Consider the following 18599-nt stretch of genomic DNA (forward strand, 5'->3'; position numbering starts at 1 on the left):
ATCAAATATTGTGTAATAACCTGATATTTAATGCTGCTATCTTAATATTAACACATATCCACTTACTTTAGGGTTTTTGTTGCCCGGGTCGATGATGTAATAATACGTTGATGACGGTAATGGTGCTCCGTTGTAATTGCCATCCCATGATTTTGAATAACCTTTCGATTTGTAAACTAATGATCCGTAACGGTTATAAACAGTTACTTCGCAATTTGGATAAAAAGCCAGGCCAGGAATCTCCCACAAATCATTTATCCCATCGCCATTGGGTGTAAATGTATTTGGAATTGTAAGCACCAAAGGCGGTAGTAACTCAATCACAACTGTATTGCTAGTTATTAATGTATTACAGTTGTTTTGAGAGGTAATCATACAAGTTACCTTATCGCCATTATGGAATGTTGAGCTACTAAATATAGAGCTATTATTGCCATTGTCTTTACCATTTACTTGCCATTGATAGTTTATTACATTGGTATTTGTTACCGTGGCTGTCAAAGTTATAGGCGTGCCTGCATAAACATTATTTACTGATGGTGTAATAGTAACTGTTGCGGGGTTTGTTGCAGCTGTTATTGCTATTGTAATATTATTGGACTGTACAGATGGTGTTATAACACAAGTTGCATCATTATTGGTTAAAGTGCAATCAACTATATCGCCATCATTTAAACAGGTATTGGTATAAGTTTGGTTGTTGGCACCTGCTATTGCTATGCCATTTATCATCCATTGGTATGAAGGGGAGGAACCGCCATTGACAGGTGTTGCGGTAAAGGTTATGGGGGTATTCGGCGGGACAGATCCTACAGCGGAAGATTGAATAGTTACTGATGGTGTGACGGTTGGTTTAAACATTACGGTTAGGCTGTTGGATGTCGCCGGTCCGGTTGTGCAAATGGCGGCATCAGTTACTATGCAAGTAATAATGTCACCGTTTTTAACTGTGTTAGTGCTAAATGTAGAGGTATTTCCACCCGCATTTTGATTATTTACCTGCCATTGAAAATTTGTGGGGGTTATGCCATTGGTATAATTTACCATGTAGGTATTTGGTTCACCTGGGCAGTTAGCAATATTAGTTTGGACAATATTAGCCGTTATTGTTAAAGCCCCGACAACGGTTAATGACTGTGTTAATGTGTTAACACCATCGGTTACGGTTATATTAGTAACGCCGGAGCCGGTTATATGTATTTTGTTGTTTATGATGGTTGCTACCGCAGTATTACTGCTACTATAAGTGTAAGTACCGGTTCCGCCTGTAGCTCCCGGGTCGAAATCCGAAGAACATTCGGTTTCATTAGGCAAAGGCCCAAAAATAAGGGGCGGGGCAGCTAAAATTACTTTGATATTTGCAATAGTGCTACTGCTTCCGCCAGTATTATAAGCGGTTACGGTATAGTTGGTGGCAGGAGATGCCGCTGTCGGCGTGCCACTAATTATACCCGTTGTAGGGTCGAATGATAAACCAGCGGGTAGTGGTTTATTAATGGTATAACCGGTAATTATTACTTTTCTTATAATATTGTTGCCGTAATCATCCACGTATAAAAAACCATTCGGATCAACTTGTACATCATTAGGCCTGTTAAAACTTGCCGCTAAACCCACGCCATCAACTGCTGCCGGGTTGCCTGAACCAGCAAGCGTGCTTACGATACCTGTCGGGTCAATTTTACGTATTAAGTTATTGCTTAAGTCGGCCACATAAATATTACCCGGGATGTCTTTTGCAACGCCACACGGGCCGGAAAAAGTAGCTACAGCAACAGGGCCATTTAATGATCCGCCAACGGGAGTTCCTGCAACTGTGCTTACCACACCGGCAGGGGTTACCACTCTTATATCATTATTTCCAGGATCGCTTACGTATATATTATTTGATGCATCTAACGAAACACAGTTAGGCGCATTAAAACTCGCCACATTGCCTGCGCCATTGGTACTCCCTCCTGCACCGCTGCCGGCAAGTGTTGAAACCACACCCGCCGTACTTATTTTACGTATTTGGTGATCTCCTCCGTCAGCAACATATAAGTTTCCAGAGGCATCTATTGTAACGTCATAAGGAGAATTAAAGCCTGATGCAAAATTAGTAATTACACCTGCCGGGCTTGTCTTTTCTATAGAATTGCTTCCTGCATCGGCAACAAACACATTTCCGGCCGGGTCAACACATAAGCCATTGGGTTGGCTATAGCCTTGGGCAAACGTAGTTACCGTACCGCTTGGTGTAATTTTTCTTACAGATCCATTATCCCTGTCAGCAACAAATACGTTGCCGGTTGCATCTTCTGCAACGCGTGTGGGGTTGTTAAAAGTAGCCGCTATGCCGTTACCATCTGCACTGCCGTGGGTAGCACTGCCGGCAAAGTTTATTACCTGCCCGTAAATTGTAGCGGGCACTGCACCGCCTGTATTAACTGGCGGTAAGGGGTTAATGGTGGTATTTACAGTATAGGTTTGTGGCGTTTGGTATTTTATATTTGGTGGGTTTGGAGGCAACGCTACGGCAGCTTTAATAACTGTAATATTCACAACAGCACTACTGCTGCCACCTGAATTAGTGGCAGTTATGGTGTAGTTTGTACTTGGCCATACCTGGGTAGGTATACCGCTAATAATTCCTGTTGCTGTATCAAATACTAATCCTGGTGGCAACGGTTTGTCAATAGAATAGGTAATAGCGGCAATCTTTTCTATCTCATTGTCACTAGTGACATATAAATTACCAGTATTGTCCATAATAATCCCCGTTGGTGAATCAATATAGGTTTGAATAGAATTTGGATCATTGTATAACTGAAGGGTTGATACTATGCCATTACTTATTTTTCTGATACGGTTCCCGTTAGGTGGAACATATCCCTCATCAGATACATAAATGTCACCATTATTAGTAACGGTAAGGCCAATGGCTCCATAAAAACTTGCAGAAGCAACCGGGCCATCTACATCCTTTTGTGATCCATTCCCGGCAAATGTAGTAACGGTGCCTGTCGGCGTTATTTTTCTTATTAAAGTTTGATCGGCAATGTATAAGTTATTGGCTGCATCAATGGCAATGCCGTAGGGTGAATTAAAAGTTGCCACGTTAGCTGGCCCATTGTTTTGGCCTCGTGTACCATTCCCTGCAAATGTTGTTACGTTGCCATCAGGGGTTATCTTTCTTATAGTATAATTATAAAAATCACATACATAAATATTATCGGATGCATCAATAACAATATCATTTACACTATTAAATCTTGCGGTTGTTCCCAATCCGTCTACGTAACCGGTTGCTGATAAATCGCCTGCAAAAAGCGTTTGTTTACCAGTAGGGTCTATTTTGTCAATAAGGGTGTATTCACTGGCATATATATTACCATGAGAATCTACAGCAACCCCGCTCGGTCTTTGTGTGGTAATTGCGATAGTACTAACAATGCCATCCGGAGTTATTTTACGGATGGCATTATTAACCTCGTCCGCAATTATAAAATTGCCATTATTATCAAATGTTATGGCGGATGGCTCATAGAATTCAGCAGTTAATGCCGGGCCATTAATAAGCCCCTGCTCACCAGTGCCTGCAAATGTTGTAACTTGTGAATTGGTTGCATTTGCTGGGATTAATGGTGAAATAGCAGTATTAACAGTATAAACCTGGGGAGTAGTGTAACTAATATTTGGCGTTTGGGCATATGTTAGTTTAGCATTAAATATTAACGCGAATAATAAAATAACGCTATAGCCCTTAATAAGTATTTGGTAATGATTAGTGGGTTTAGCGTTGAACATCAGGGTTTAATAGTAACCAAAAATAAACTAATTTGCTGAATAAAATATAGCTGTGTATCAGGCAAAATAATCTTGAATAGTATAACTATCTAAATCCTTAAACAAATAATTATTTTAGCAAAAAACCTATTCATGAAATTTAAACTTATCATCGCGGTGCTGGCTACTGGTTTACTACTATCATTTACATTGGTGAAAACTCGCCAGCGTTCTACCACTAATCTAAATGGTACGTGGGTGTTAATATCGGGTACAACCATAACAAAAGAGGTAAGCACCATCACTAATTATACCCAAGGCCAACAAATGATAAAAATTATAAATGACACCCATTTTGCCTTTTTAAAACATGATATAAATAGCAAAAAGGATTCAACCAATCATTTTGATGCAGGTGGTGGTCGTTATACTTTAAAAGGCGATCAATACACCGAGTATTTAGATTTTTACGCTGATAAGAATTGGGAAAACAAAGCGTTTAACTTTACCGTGCAAATTAAAGGCGATACCCTGATTCAAAAAGGAGCGGAGAAGGTTGAGAATGAAAACATCGATAGGGTGATAATTGAAAAATACATCAGACTAAAATAAAAAAGCGAATATTAATAATGAATGTCCCTATGAAATACCTTGCCATTCTCCTTTTCTTAATTTCAGGTTTTACCGCCCAGGCACAGCAAAAAATTATCTGGCCGCACCATAAAAAAGCGGTTATAGTATTAACCTATGATGATGCGCTCGAATCACAACTAGATAATGCAGTTCCTCAATTAGAGGCGGCCCATTTTCCTGCTACGTTTTTTTTAACCGGCGATATTAATAGCGAAACTATCCCAAGATGGCGCGCGTTGAGTAAAAAGGGTTTCGAATTAGGTAACCATACCATATTCCATCCCTGTTTAAGCACCGATGATAATCCTACACATTCTGATGATTATACCCCATATGGCATAATTAAGGAAATAGATGTAATGAACCATTTTTTATTCGCCGTTGATGGTAAAAATACCCGTACCTACGCGTATCCATGTACCGAAACTACCGTGGGCAATGGTAAAGATTATGTAGATACGCTTAGAAAATATGGCCTTGTTAAATATGCCCGTGTTGGTGGTGATGTGGATGCCGTGGTAACCGATTTTAAAAATCTTGATCCGTTGCAAATACCATCTTATGGTTTGGATGATAATACCCCGGGCGATAAACTGATAGCCTTTGTAAAACTGGCCGAGAAAACCGGAGGGATGGGTGTTATTATGTTTCATGGGATTGGTGGCGATTACATTACCACCTCTGTTAAAGCACACCAGGAGCTAATAAACTACCTTAAAAAACATCGCAAAGAGATTTGGGTGGCTACTTTTCAGCAGGCAATGGATTATGCAATAGCAGCTAGTAAAAACCCTCAGATAAAACATTAATAGGATAACTGCAGAAGTTTATGTCTATGATTCTTTAATCATTTGCTTTATTTGACGAATGCCTCCTTTTAGCCCGCTTTTATACAAAAGGCGGGCTTTTTTATGGTAAAAATTGGCGTTTCTTTCAATCAGTAATCAAATTGTCTGCAAGTGCCAAATGAATTTGAATAATATTTTCAACATTTTTTTTGCCTTTTATCATCAAATATCAACTCGGGGCTAATTTGGGGTTTCGGCCATAAATCAAGTATAAAAAGTGCAGAAAGGGGTATATATGGAGGCTGTGTTTTGAGTATTTATAGGATTATAAAAAAATACTATTCAAGTTAAATAATTATCGTGGGAAACTTTTGGGTTGTGATACACGTAAAAAATGGACTAATTAATACCTGGTAGATAAATCAGGTAAATAATTGTGATCAACCAAAACATTAACATGAAAAAAATTTACTTATTAGCGATTTTATTATTAACGATTTCTTTAACTATTTGCAAGGCAGATAGTTATCAGCCCGGTTTCGTTATTCTTAAAAGCGGTAAACGCGTTAGCGGTCAGATAAAGCTATATAAAAATGCTCCGTGGAAAAATCAACGGTTCATTTGGTTAAAAGATTCAGCAGCCCTGGCAGCAAATCCTAATGTAAGCGCAAAAAAGATTTACGCGTCTGGTATGAAATTTTATCAGGTAGGCACACGCCAATTTGTTAAAGTAACCTACGTTGATCAGGCTGATTTGAAGCTAAGAAATCTTTATACAAATTCATGGATGCTGGAAAGAGTAGCAAACGGCCGTTTTGTTGCCTATATGTACTATTCATATCCTCCTGAATTTTTCGATTATTTCTTTGCCGATCCTAAAGGTGATCAAACAGAACCTGCCGGAAACGACAACGCGATGATAAAATACAGGATCATCTTTAAAAAGAATAATGCCAAGCATTTTGTTAATGCATATAGCTATGGTTTAGCATCGTATTTTCAAGATACCCCTCAGATATTACAAAAATATTCAACCGGCGCTTACGGTAATCAACCAGACGTTGATGGTTCAATGTTTACAAGGCTATCAGAAATTTGCAACAGGACAATATTCACCTCACGTGCAGAAACAAAGGGTATTATAGCGGCATTTAATGATTACAACCAAATATATGCTCCAAAAATTGAAGCACCGGAACCAACCCCAACTCCGGCTCAAAGCACTGCAGATTTGTTTAAACCATATTTATTTAAAGGTACTATAATTGATAACGACACCCATAAAGGTGTAGTTGGCGCCACTGTAAGTTATGTTGACTCAGCAAGCCAGCAAGTTGTTAAACAAACATTAACAAGTACAACTGGTAGTTATGAGTTTAATGTGCTTGATAGGCGCCCGTTTGGTATAAAAGTTGAAAAGAATGGTTTCTTTACACAAAACTTAACAGGCGAAGCAGCATCAGCCGGAAAACTATTTGCTGATAATTCATCATCTGCAAATAGCGGGTCATCAAACGTAGGTTTAACAACAGGCAGCTCTGCTAATGGTAATGGTGCAAATGGCTCTGCAAATAATGGAGCAACAACCGGAGCAGCAGCAACTGGTTCATTGGCTGTCACAGATGGCGCAATAACTGGTATAGGTGCAACAGGTAATCATTTATCAGCCAGATATATGAGATACATACACTCGAGCCGTTACAAGCATTCAATATATTATAAACTGCATCTGCAGCATGAGCGTGAATTGGCTAAACAAAAAGCGGCTTCAGATGCAGCAGCTAAATCAGGATTGTTAGCAGGTAGCCCGGCAACAGATTCATCAGCATCAGGAAACACAACTGGCGGTTCAGCAACAAGGTCATTTGCTGGTGGTTCATCATCAGGTTTTGCACCATCCGCATCAAATGTTTCTTCATCAAACGGTGATTCTGGTAATGCATCGGCTAATGGCCCTACATCACAGGAATTAGCAAAAAGCGGCAAAATAGCAAATGGTGCATTTGTTAGCCCTGCTATACGCTTACAAGCTTATGCTGTTAATAAACCAATAGTAATTAATAACATATTATATGATTATGGTTATGCAACATTAAGGCCCGAATCAATCACGGTGCTTGATGGCTTGGTTAAAACAATGATAGATAACCCGAAAGTTGTTATTGAATTAAGCGCGCACACAGATTCGGTAGGTAGCGATGCTTATAACCTGAAATTATCACAAGACAGAGCACAATCATGCGTTGATTACATGATAAGCAAAGGAATCAACGCGACAAGGATTTCAGCGGTAGGTTACGGCAAAAGCAGGCCAATTGCACCTAACTCTTTACCTGGCGGGCAAGACAATCCCGATGGAAGGCAGTTAAACAGGCGTATTGAGTTTGTTGTAAAAGGAAACGATAAACGAATGACGGACTTAACGCACAGATAATAAATTAATAAAGCTTTTTTTAAACTCCCGGTATTATTGCCGGGAGTTTTTTGTACAACCAAGTGCAACTTTTGTGTTACATTTGGTTAAGCCGCTGATTTGTTAGCACATTTGCATGGTTATTGCGTTATGTATTATTATAAATAGCATATATTATTTATTGTGATGAATCCCAACAGTATAAAAAAAATAAAATGGAATATAATATTAGTCCTGTTTGTTTATGCTTTTATAACTGTAACACACATTACGCTGCTGCCATCTTATAGCAGCCAAAATTTTTCCATCAACCAATCACACAATTCTATTTTTAAACGTAAGGAACTTGCACCAGCATCAAGCAGTTTGATACTTCAGCGCATGGATAAGGTTATTATCAATGATAAAACGATAAGCTTTTATTCAGTATTCTTTCCATTATGCATCTCCTTTCTTTTCTTAATCTCCTTTTTTGAAGCCTTAAGAAGAAAACGGAAATTAGTTTTCACTGATTCCTATTCTTTTTTTAGCCACCAATACGCGTATTTAACGCTTTGCACCTTCCGGATCTGATCAAAGTTCATTTGCCCTAGCTGTTTTACAGCAGGCTCAATCATCATTATGTTAATTCACTAATTAAGTGCAATTAATTTATTGAACTTTTTTCTTTCAAATGGGTTATCTCTATGTGGGTAACTGATTGTAAATGAACTTATAAAATCATTATGTATATTTTAAAACGATGCTTTAGTGCTGTTTTATTGTTAGGGTTTGCAATAACAGCAAATGCGCAACAATCTGCTATTACACTTAAGCAATTATTAAATAACGTTGATCAGAAAGCGCCGCAATTGCTTACTGATTCATCCATCATCAAAATTAAACAGGATCAGGCTGCCGAGGTAAGAAGTAACTGGCTGCCCGATCTGAATTTAAACTATCAAGCCGATATTGGTACCAGCAACAATACTACTGGCCCGTATTTCGGGTTCGGGATTATCCCATCAAGTTCAGGTGGCATCCATACAACCAGTGTAACCAGCGCGGTGTCAGACAATCTGGGTATTGCGGCCCTTAATTGGGAGGTTTATAACTTTGGTAAATACCACGCTGAAAATAAAGTAGCCAATTCAGACATTACGGTTCAGCAAAACCAATATGCCCAATCAAAATATGATTTGCGGGCATATACCATCAGTAATTATCTGCAATTACTGCGTTTGCAGGATCTGTTGGGTATTCAATACCGCAATATTACCCGCACGCAGCAAATTTTGACTTCCATTATGTCGCTGGCTAAAAGTGGAGTACGGGCAGGGGTAGATACCAGCATAGCCGAAGCCGAGCTATCAAAAGCAAGGTTAAACTACATCGAAGTCGGCAATCAGCTTAAGCAGGTGCAATTGCAGCTGTCGGCGGTTAGCGGGTTCCCATATCAGTCAATAGTGCCCGATACTACAGTGGAAATGACCTTAATCGATCAGCCGACTGCTTATTTATTTCCTGCTGATACTACGAATCACCCGTTGATAAATTATTACCGCTCTGTTTATCAAAATAGTTTACAACGGGAAGATTTGGTGAAAAAGCAATATAATCCTAAAATATCATTGGAGGCTGCAGCTTGGGATCGCGGCTCAAGTATCGATGGCGCGGGGCAGTATAACAGCCTTTCAACAGGATATGGTTTTCAACGCGCTAATTATTTGGTGGGTATAGGGATATCCTATAATCTATTTGATTTGCGCAGAAAGCAATTAAAACTCCGCACACAAAAAGCCAGTACTGATTATTCGTTGAAAAAACTGCAGGAGCAACAACAATTGCTTGATATAAGCGCCAGCCAGGCCAATGTGGAAATGGAGACGGCTATAAACCGGCTAAAGGAAATTCCAAAACAGCTTAAAGCGGCAAACGACGGTTACAGGCAGAACCTGTCATTATATAAAAATGGTTTATCGGATATTATTACGCTGGATGCTTCCTTAAACATCCTTTATCGTGCCGAAACAGATTATATGCAGGCCAAATACGATTACTCGAATGCGCTTTTCCAGAAAGCGATTACCGAGAACCAGGTAAATACAGTTTTAAACTTATTAAAATAATTAATTATGTCAATGGTCACATCCGCACTGAAAAGGCCTATCACCGTAGTGGTGATAACCATGAGCCTTTTGATTTTTGCAGTGCTCAGTGCAATCAATATACCGATAGATATTTTTCCGAAGCTTAATCTTCCTACAATTTATGTTATCGAATCCTACGGTGGTATGTCGCCGCAGCAAATGGAGGGCTTTTTTGCCACAGGTTTGCAAAATCAATTTTTATATGTTGATGGTGTAAAAAACATCAGCAGTAAAAGCATACAGGGCTTAACAATTGTTAAAATATCCTTTTACGAAAGCACCAATATGGCTGAGGCCTCGGCCGAAGTGGCATTGCAGGTAAACAGGGCACAAAGTTTCTTCCCGCCGGGCGCGTTGCCTCCGCAGGTAATCCGTTATGATGCCTCATCATTACCTGTTGGTGAACTGGTGCTGGATAGTAAAACAGAAAACCTGAAAGATATTTATGATTTGGCGGCTACCCGCATCAGGCCAATGTTTGCAACCATTCCGGGATTATCGGCTCCGCCACCGTTCGGTTCAAACGCGAGGTCAATCATCCTCAGCATCGACCCTGATAAATTGCGGAGCTTTAATCTTACACCCGATCAGGTTGTAGATGCCCTGGCAAAATACAATGTAATGTCGCCGTCAGGTAATATCAGGATAGATAATACTATGTTTTTAACTACGCTTAATTCGCAGATTAAAAACTCAGCCAACTTTGGTAACATCCCGGTGCTAACCAAAAATGGTGTGCCTATCTACATAAAAGATATAGCCCGCGTTAGTGATGCCGCCGATATTACGGTGGATTACGCGCTTATAAATGGCAAACGCTCGGTTTATATCCCTGTGGTAAAAACTGCATCAGCCTCAACATGGTCGGTAGTAAAGGATTTAAAAAGCAAGCTGCCCGAGATGCAGAATTTATTACCCAATGATGTGAAAATATCATACGAGTTTGATCAATCGGTTGCCGTAATAAACGCGGTGAAAAGTTTGATGACAGAGGGTGGTTTAGGCGCATTGCTTACCGGTTTAATGGTATTGTTATTTCTGCGCGATTGGCGAAGCAGCTTAATTGTGGTGATCACCATACCGGTATCTATATTAATTGGTGTTTTACTGCTGAGCTTGTTTGGGCAAACCATCAACATTATGACTTTGAGCGGGTTGGCGCTGGCTATCGGTATCCTCGTGGATCAGGCTACGGTAACTATCGAGAATATCCACCAGCACTTGGAAATGGGCAAGCCCAAGCGGTTGGCCATCTATGATGCGTGTGAAGAGATCTCGTTCCCATTGTTGCTAATCTTGTTGTGTATACTGGCAGTATTCGCGCCATCGTTTATGATGAATGGCGTACCGAAAGCGATGTTTTTACCGCTTTCAATGTCGATTGGTTTAACCATGATCGTGTCATACATCCTGGCGCAAACATTGGTGCCAATTTTAAGTAACTGGATGATAAAAGCCGAGCGTTACCAGTACCACCACGGCAAACCACATGCCCATGCCGGCGAAGATTTTGATTTAGCGGAAGAGCAACAAGTAAACGAGCATCTGCAAAAAGAAGAAGCTGAGCCTGAAAAGAACGACTTTTTTGAAAGGGTTAAACTGCGCTTTATATTGATATTGGACAAATTGATGCCCAATAAAAAGCTGATTATTTTAGTATACCTGGTGGTGGTTGTAGGTTTAGCGGGTGTTGGATTTGTGGTTATTGGTAAGGATATGATGCCAAAACTAAATAACGGGCAGTTCCAGATGAGGATTGATGAACCGCAGGGTACCCGGCTTGAGGTTACCGAAGATAAGTTTAAACAGGTATTGCAAATCATCGATAAAACGGTAAATCATCACGTAGAGATCACTTCGGGCTATATTGGTTTGGTGCCAAGTAGTTTTGGTAGTAGTAACTTGTATGTGTTTAACACGGGTACACATGAAGCCGTTTTACAGGTGAACCTTGATGAGAACTACCATGTTAATATGGATGATTTAAAGGATGCGCTGCGAAAAAATATCGCAGCCGAAATTCCGGAAATGAGCATCAGCTTCGAGCCTATTGACATGACGGAAAAGATCATGAGCCAAGGTGCTAATACGCCAATTGAGGTTCAGGTTGCAGGTAAAGATCTGCAACAAATAAAAACCTATGGCGATAAGGTATTAGCCAAGCTGAAGCAAATTCCATACTTGCGGGATGTGCAGATCAACCAGCCATTGGATTACCCGGTAATTGCCATCACGCTGGATCGTTTAAAAGTTTCACAGTTGGGGCTAAACGTGAGCGATGTCGCGAGATCTGTTACCGCGAGTACCTCATCAAGCCGTTTTACAACGAAGAACTTGTGGCTGGATGAAAACAACTCCTATACCTACCAGGTACAGGCAGAAATACCGGAATATGTAATGAACTCGATGAGTGCGTTAAAGGAGATCCCGTTGGTAAAAGGTCAAAGCAGCCCAACCCTTGCGGATGTAGCTACCTTTAAACAAAGCTATACCCCTGCCGAGTATGACCGCACCGGCCCTCGCCGATTTATAACGATAAGTGCCAATATCAGTAAAATGGATTTGGGTACAGCAACCGCAGCTGTGCAAAAGGCTGTAAAATCATTAGGTACACCGCCAAAAGGATTGGTAGCAACTATTGAGGGTATGTCGAATTTGTTAACAGATACGTTAACCAGTTTGCAAAATGGCTTGGGCTTCGCGATTCTGGTTATCTTCTTGTTGCTGGCGGCCAATTATCAGTCGTTTAAACTATCGCTTACGGTTTTGGTAACTATACCGGCAGTAATTTTGGGCTCAATTACAGCCTTGTTGCTTACAGGTTCAACGCTTAACCTGCAATCCTATATGGGGATGATCATGTCAACAGGTGTATCTGTTGCTAACGCGATATTAATTGTGACCAATGGCGAAAGCCTCAGGTTGGAGTTTAAAGATTCCACCCGTGCGGCTATCACCAGTGCATCCATCAGGTTAAGGCCAATACTCATGACAAGCTTTGCCATGATAGCCGGTATGATCCCGATGGCATCAGGCATGGGCGAGGCCGGAGAGCAATCTGCACCATTAGGCCGTGCGGTTATTGGTGGTTTAGCAGCCTCAACGCTGGCCGCCTTGTTTATTTTACCATTAATGTTTGCCTGGATACAGGAAAAAACCACTTACCTCGAGCCTTCACTAATGCCTGGGGCAGCTAACGATACTGAAAACTTAAATACAACTATATCATGAAATACCTAATTTGTTTAATAACCATATGCTTGTTTTTTGCAGCCTGTAGCGGCAACCAAAAACCGGTTGATCTTACAGCACAATCGGTTAAACAAGCCAATAAATATCAATATGCAACAGTATCCGAAAAGGTGCTGTCAACCTCGGCGCAATTACCGGGGCAGTTAATACCGTTTAATGAGGTGAATATATTCCCAAAAGTTAACGGGTTTGTGAAACAACTATTTGTCGATCGCGGTTCGGTAGTAAAAAAAGGCCAGCTATTGGTGATTTTGGAAGCACCCGAAATGGAATCCGAATTGGCTGCTGCTACTTCCCAATACGATCAGGCTAAGGAAAACGCGGAGGCAAGCAAGGAAAAATATGAACGCTTAAAAGAAGCCGCTAAAGAACCTGGGTCAGTTTCACCATTGGATTTAGATGATGCTCAATCCAAAATGAAAGCCGACCAAGCTATGGTGCAGGCACAAGGATCAAACGTGCAATCTGTTCAAACAATGAACTCTTACTTACGAATTTCAGCTCCTTTTGATGGCATGATCATCGATCGTAATGTTTCACCGGGCGCTTTGGTTGCACCGGGAAAAGCAACCGATCAACCTATGTTAGTTTTGCAGGATATTCATAAAATGAGGCTTACTGTAAATATTCCTGAAGATTATGTTGACAAGGTTGATCTTTCAGAACCGGTATCGTTTGTATTTAATGCTATGCCGGGTCAAACACAAACCGCTAAGATCAGCCGCTCGGCAAATTCATTAGGCAGCATGCAGCAGGAAGCAATAGAAATTGACGTAGAAAACAAAAACGGCCAATTAAAGCCGGGTATGTATGCCGAGGTAAATATACCATTGCTTTCAGGCGCGAAATCTATGCTTGTGCCTAACGCGGCTATCATCCGTTCAACAGAACATGAGTATGTGATTCAGGATAGTTTAGGTAAAGCCAACCTGGTGAACATTAAAGAAGGATTGGTAGGTAATGATTCTACCGAAGTGTTCGGTGACCTAAAACCGAATGATAAAATATTGGTACACGCGTCTGATGAAATTAAGCAGGGTGACGCTGTTGAATAATCTTAGTTTTTTGTTGTTTTTACCGAGCGGCCCTTTATGGGCCGTTTTGGTTTTTAATTGGTTTTTTGGATTGAATTAATGCAAATCAATTAGGATATTAGATGGCTGGTTTTTAATAAACCGGCAATTGTATTTTATTACTTTTCGTCTACCTAAAAAAATAATATATGATCCGTTGGGGGATAATAGGTTGCGGCCGTATTGCACACCGGTTTATGCAGGGTTTAAACGCATTGCCTGATTGTGTGCTGGTAGCCTCGTGGTCGAGGCGGCCGGAAACTGTGATCGCTTTTGTTGAGCAATATGGTGGCATAGCTTGTAAAAGTGTTGAGGAATTGCTTGCTGGCGATATTGATGCCGTTTATATAGCTACTTTGCCTGATAGCCACGCCGAATACAGTATTGCCGCATTAAATGCCGGTAAGCATGTGTTATGCGAGAAGCCCGCTGCTATCAACCTGCATATTTTGGAAACTATACTTAAAGTAGCCAAAGCAAAGAAACTATTATTTATGGAAGGCATGAAACCGCCATTCTTTCCTTTATATAGACGCTTAAAAGAATATCTTCTTACTGATTCTATCGGCAATGTGGGTTATGTGCGGGCAGGATCATCAGTTGCGGACATCAGTCCGGATCATCCTAATTTTAGTTATGAGTTGGTAGGTGGCGCAACTATGGGCATCGGCATATACGAAGCATATCTGGCGGTTGAGTGGCTTGGCGACACTAAAAAAGTACAGGCAATGGGGCGGTTTGGCTATAATAAGATCGATATGTTCTCCATCTTTCAAACTGAGCATGAACAAGGTTACGGACAGTTTTATTGCGGATTTGATTTACATGGTAAAGGGGATGCGTTGATTTGTGGTACATTGGGCCATATCACCATACACAAAAACTGGTGGAACCCGGCCCGCGCTACCATCAATTATTTAGATGGGCGAATTGTTGAGCTTGATGAGCCATTTACAGCAGGCGGACTTAACTATGAAACCGAACATTTTTGTGAATTGATAAAAGCAGGTTTAATAGAAAGCCCAATTATTACACATCAAATTTCAAGGCAAATGATAGCCATGTTGGATGATGTAAGAGAAACCATCGGCCTAAAATTTAAAGGAGAATAACATATATTGTAATAACGATTTATCCATAAAAGCATTTAATATATATGAAAATAGCTACCTACAATGTAAACAGCATTAATGCCCGGCTGCCGGTATTGCTGCGCTGGTTGGAAGAAACCCAGCCCGACGTGGCGTGCCTACAAGAACTTAAAGCACCGCAGGAAAAATTCCCCGAACAGGCTATTAAGGATGCTGGCTATAATGCTATATGGCATGGACAAAAAAGCTGGAATGGCGTGGCTATATTGGCCCGCAATGCAGAGATTGAGGAAGTAAGGCATGTTCTGCCCGGCGACCCTGAGGATGAGCATAGCCGTTATATTGAGGCGGTGATTAATGGTATTACTGTTGCCTGCCTGTATCTGCCAAATGGCAATCCCGCACCGGGCCCAAAGTTTGATTATAAAATGCGTTGGCTTGAACGATTGAAATTGCATGCTATTGATCTGCTCGCATCAGGAAAGCCCGTTGTAATTACCGGGGATTATAATGTAATACCAACCGATCTGGATGTTTACAAACCGGAGCGTTGGCTTGAGGATGCACTATTCCGCCCGGAAACACGTGAGGCATTTCACTCCTTAGTTGGGCAGGGATGGACGGATGCTATCCGAAAACTTTACCCCGATCAGAAAATATATACTTTTTATGATTACTTCCGCAATGCCTATGGCCGAGATGCAGGTTTACGAATAGATCATTTTTTGCTAAGCCCACAATTGGACAAGCGATTAATGGCAGGTGGTGTAGATAAAAATGTTAGAGGTTGGGAAAAAACCAGCGACCATGCGCCGGTATGGATAGAATTGACGGAAGTATGAAATCCTTTAAAAAAAACAAGACCCCCTCACACTCGCTGTTTGGGGGCCTAAACCTAAACCTTATCACAATAAGCAGATAAGAACATCTGCTGTATGAAGCGACAAATCTACGTGATATTTTTGAAAAATGAAATTAGAAAATCATTAGATTTGTCATTTTGGTGTTTGTAATTAATTGTAAAAGAGAATGTTGTATTTTACCTATAAAGAAAATCTGCAAATTTTTACAATAATTTTTTCGCCCAGCTTGGATAATCAGCCTATATTTAAAAAAAATCGTAGTTTAATTTTCGTTTCTTTCTTTTAAATATTAAAATATACCATTTTGATAAGATTTTGTGGTGAAAAAGCATTTAAAATATCCATTTAGGTGCTTTTTGAGGCCTGGATAGGATAGAAATCCAATAAAAACAGACCAATTTTGGCCGGTTTTTGTGATTTTTAGCGCATTTATGACCGACTAATTTGGTATGCTTTTATTTATGAATGTCCTTTTCCGATTGGCTAATCTGGCATAAATTTGCAACTCTTTTGCATTATTATCTTTATTACTTTTAGTATATTTAAACAACAGAAGCTGCATTCTAATGGACTTGGTCGATGTCCTGATTAAAGGAAATGCTTTATTTTATGGGGTAATTTAATTGATTTTTCATTACATTCACATAATATATCTTTTTTAAAAATCTTTTTGGAGTAAAATTTCGATATATACCTACCTGTTTGAAATATGCTTAGCAGCAATATAAAAACAGGATAGTAGTATTTACTGCTATTAACCTTATTATCATGAAAACTATATTTGTGAGTTTTCGTAAAAGCATATAGTGATTAACCACGAAACAACTAATAACGAATCATTTAAGTTTAAAGGTATTGCCAGAAGGACAAGCCAGTTAAGCCTTATTGTGTTGATGCTAAGCCTTGGCATATCAGTATATTATTTTGCATTGGGGCTAAAAGTATCGGCCTTAATGGTTGGCTGCTTTAGCTTTTGCGTGCTCATAATTCTTTTATTGCAGTTATATCGCGTAATGGAAAACGTTCAGCCACTATTGCTGGCATCCATATGTGTCCTACTTGTTATTAGTTCATTTGTTGAGGGTTCGGTAACTGGGCAGTACTTCTATTTTTTTCCAGTAATTGTGGTTATACCGATAGTGGTGAATTACAAAGAATCTTCTTTTATTGAACTAGGGGCCTACTTTTTAATGGGAATAGTGACGTTTTTTGTCAACTTTTATGTGGGCCATAATATACCTCCTGTCGAAAATATACCAGCGGATGTTGCTAACCGAATGATGTTTACCAATGCAAGCTGTGCTATTTTGTTAACGCTATATTTTGCCCTGGCTTATATTTATTATGAAAGGAAATACATCAGGGCATTAGTTGAAGAAAAAAACCGCGCTATTGCTGAGCGTACTAAGTTCCTTTCAACAATGGGGCATGAGTTAAGGACACCATTAAACGGCATTATAGGAGCATTGAATATTTTCACCGATGAGCAGCCTCAATTTGCAACAAACGAGTATTTTCAGATACTTAAATACTGCTCAAACCATATGCAGCAGTTGGTTAATGATATACTTGATTTTAATAAGATAGAAGCAGGTAAATTAAATATCCATTTAGTCGAAGTGAATTTAAAAGAGTTGTTATCAAACTCTACGCTGCCTTTTTATAATAATATCGAAGAAAAGAATTTACAATTAAAGGTTGAGCTCGACCCGCAGCTTGATGCCATTGTTTTGGCTGATGATGTAAGGATAATCCAGATTATTAATAATCTGCTTTCAAACGCGTTAAAGTTTACCGAGGAAGGATATATCCGCTTAAATGTTACCTGCGAAAATGTTACCGCAACGTCAGTTAAAGCCAATTTTATTGTAGAGGATACCGGCATGGGTATTGACAAAGAAGATCAGGGACGCATATTTGCCGGATTTGAACAGGTATATAGCGAAAGCACCCGTAAACATACCGGTACCGGTTTAGGATTAAATATTTGTTTAAGGTTATTAAACCTGATGGATAGTACATTGACATTAACCAGCGAAAAAGGAAAGGGGACTACTTTTGCATTTTCACTAACCTTTAACAAGGCTGAAAAACGTACCCATAAAGTTGAACGCAGTTATAATGAAAACGAAGGTTTAGTAGGTTTAAATATATTGATTGTTGAGGATAACCAAATCAACATGACCATTGCGCGTAAAATGCTCACAGGCTATAAAGCCACCTGTACACCCGCTTATAATGGTAAAGAGGCGTTAGAGATACTCGAGAAAAATAAGAACTTCAACATTATACTGCTCGACCTTGAAATGCCCATTATGAACGGGTATGAGGTTGTAACAGAAATGAAAAAACTATACCCTCATATTCCGGTAGTGGCATTTACCGCTTCATTAATAGACGGACAGATGCTGGCCAGGTTAATTGAGGTTGGTTTCGAGGATTGTGTCTCCAAACCATTTCATCCCAAACAACTGTTTTCGCAGGTTAAAAAATATGCCATACAATCGCCCGGGATTAAAAAGTCTTCGCCAACAATCTTACTGTAAACAGTATTATATTTCTAGTACAGTTTTTCCTTGTTTTTAATTA

Annotated in this window: 10 protein-coding genes; 9 read left to right on the forward strand and 1 reads right to left on the reverse strand. The window is 39.9% G+C overall.

What is annotated here, in order from left to right; all coding sequences use genetic code 11:
• Positions 1 to 36: 36 nt before the first annotated feature.
• A complete protein-coding gene (locus tag GSQ74_RS05795; protein WP_158990992.1) occupies positions 37 to 3789 on the reverse strand; it encodes a gliding motility-associated C-terminal domain-containing protein in 3753 nt (1250 codons plus the stop codon).
• 132 nt (positions 3790 to 3921) lie between these two features.
• On the opposite strand from GSQ74_RS05795, the gene GSQ74_RS05800 reads away from it, so the two are divergent.
• The 9 genes from GSQ74_RS05800 (at position 3922) to GSQ74_RS05840 (ending at position 18556) form a co-directional block, all read left to right on the forward strand.
• Entirely contained in the window at positions 3922 to 4380 is a 459-nt protein-coding gene (locus tag GSQ74_RS05800) for a hypothetical protein (protein WP_158990994.1), read from the forward strand.
• A gap of 29 nt (positions 4381 to 4409) precedes the next feature.
• Entirely contained in the window at positions 4410 to 5210 is an 801-nt protein-coding gene (locus GSQ74_RS05805) for a polysaccharide deacetylase family protein (protein ID WP_158990996.1), read from the forward strand.
• 436 nt (positions 5211 to 5646) lie between these two features.
• A complete protein-coding gene (locus tag GSQ74_RS05810) occupies positions 5647 to 7623 on the forward strand; it encodes an OmpA family protein (RefSeq protein WP_216846678.1) in 1977 nt (658 codons plus the stop codon).
• A 704-nt stretch (positions 7624 to 8327) separates the two neighbouring features.
• A complete protein-coding gene (locus GSQ74_RS05815; protein ID WP_254060817.1) occupies positions 8328 to 9710 on the forward strand; it encodes a TolC family protein in 1383 nt (460 codons plus the stop codon).
• Positions 9711 to 9716: 6 nt separating this feature from the next.
• Positions 9717 to 12962 carry an efflux RND transporter permease subunit gene (locus GSQ74_RS05820; RefSeq protein WP_158990998.1) on the forward strand — a complete coding sequence of 1082 codons (3246 nt, stop codon included), beginning with the start codon at positions 9717 to 9719 and terminating at the stop codon, positions 12960 to 12962.
• Positions 12959 to 14038, forward strand: coding sequence for an efflux RND transporter periplasmic adaptor subunit (locus GSQ74_RS05825; protein WP_158991000.1), 1080 nt, complete (start codon positions 12959 to 12961; stop codon positions 14036 to 14038). Before GSQ74_RS05820 ends, GSQ74_RS05825 begins: the two co-directional genes overlap by 4 nt.
• A gap of 167 nt (positions 14039 to 14205) precedes the next feature.
• Entirely contained in the window at positions 14206 to 15168 is a 963-nt protein-coding gene (locus GSQ74_RS05830; RefSeq protein WP_158991002.1) for a Gfo/Idh/MocA family protein, read from the forward strand.
• 44 nt (positions 15169 to 15212) lie between these two features.
• Complete coding sequence (xth, locus tag GSQ74_RS05835; RefSeq protein WP_158991004.1) at positions 15213 to 15989, forward strand: exodeoxyribonuclease III; 777 nt, start codon at positions 15213 to 15215, stop codon at positions 15987 to 15989.
• An 827-nt stretch (positions 15990 to 16816) separates the two neighbouring features.
• Positions 16817 to 18556 carry an ATP-binding protein gene (locus tag GSQ74_RS05840; protein WP_158991006.1) on the forward strand — a complete coding sequence of 580 codons (1740 nt, stop codon included), beginning with the start codon at positions 16817 to 16819 and terminating at the stop codon, positions 18554 to 18556.
• Positions 18557 to 18599: the final 43 nt, after the last annotated feature.

The sequence above is a fragment of the Mucilaginibacter sp. L196 genome (assembly GCF_009765905.1).
Lineage (GTDB): Bacteria > Bacteroidota > Bacteroidia > Sphingobacteriales > Sphingobacteriaceae > Mucilaginibacter.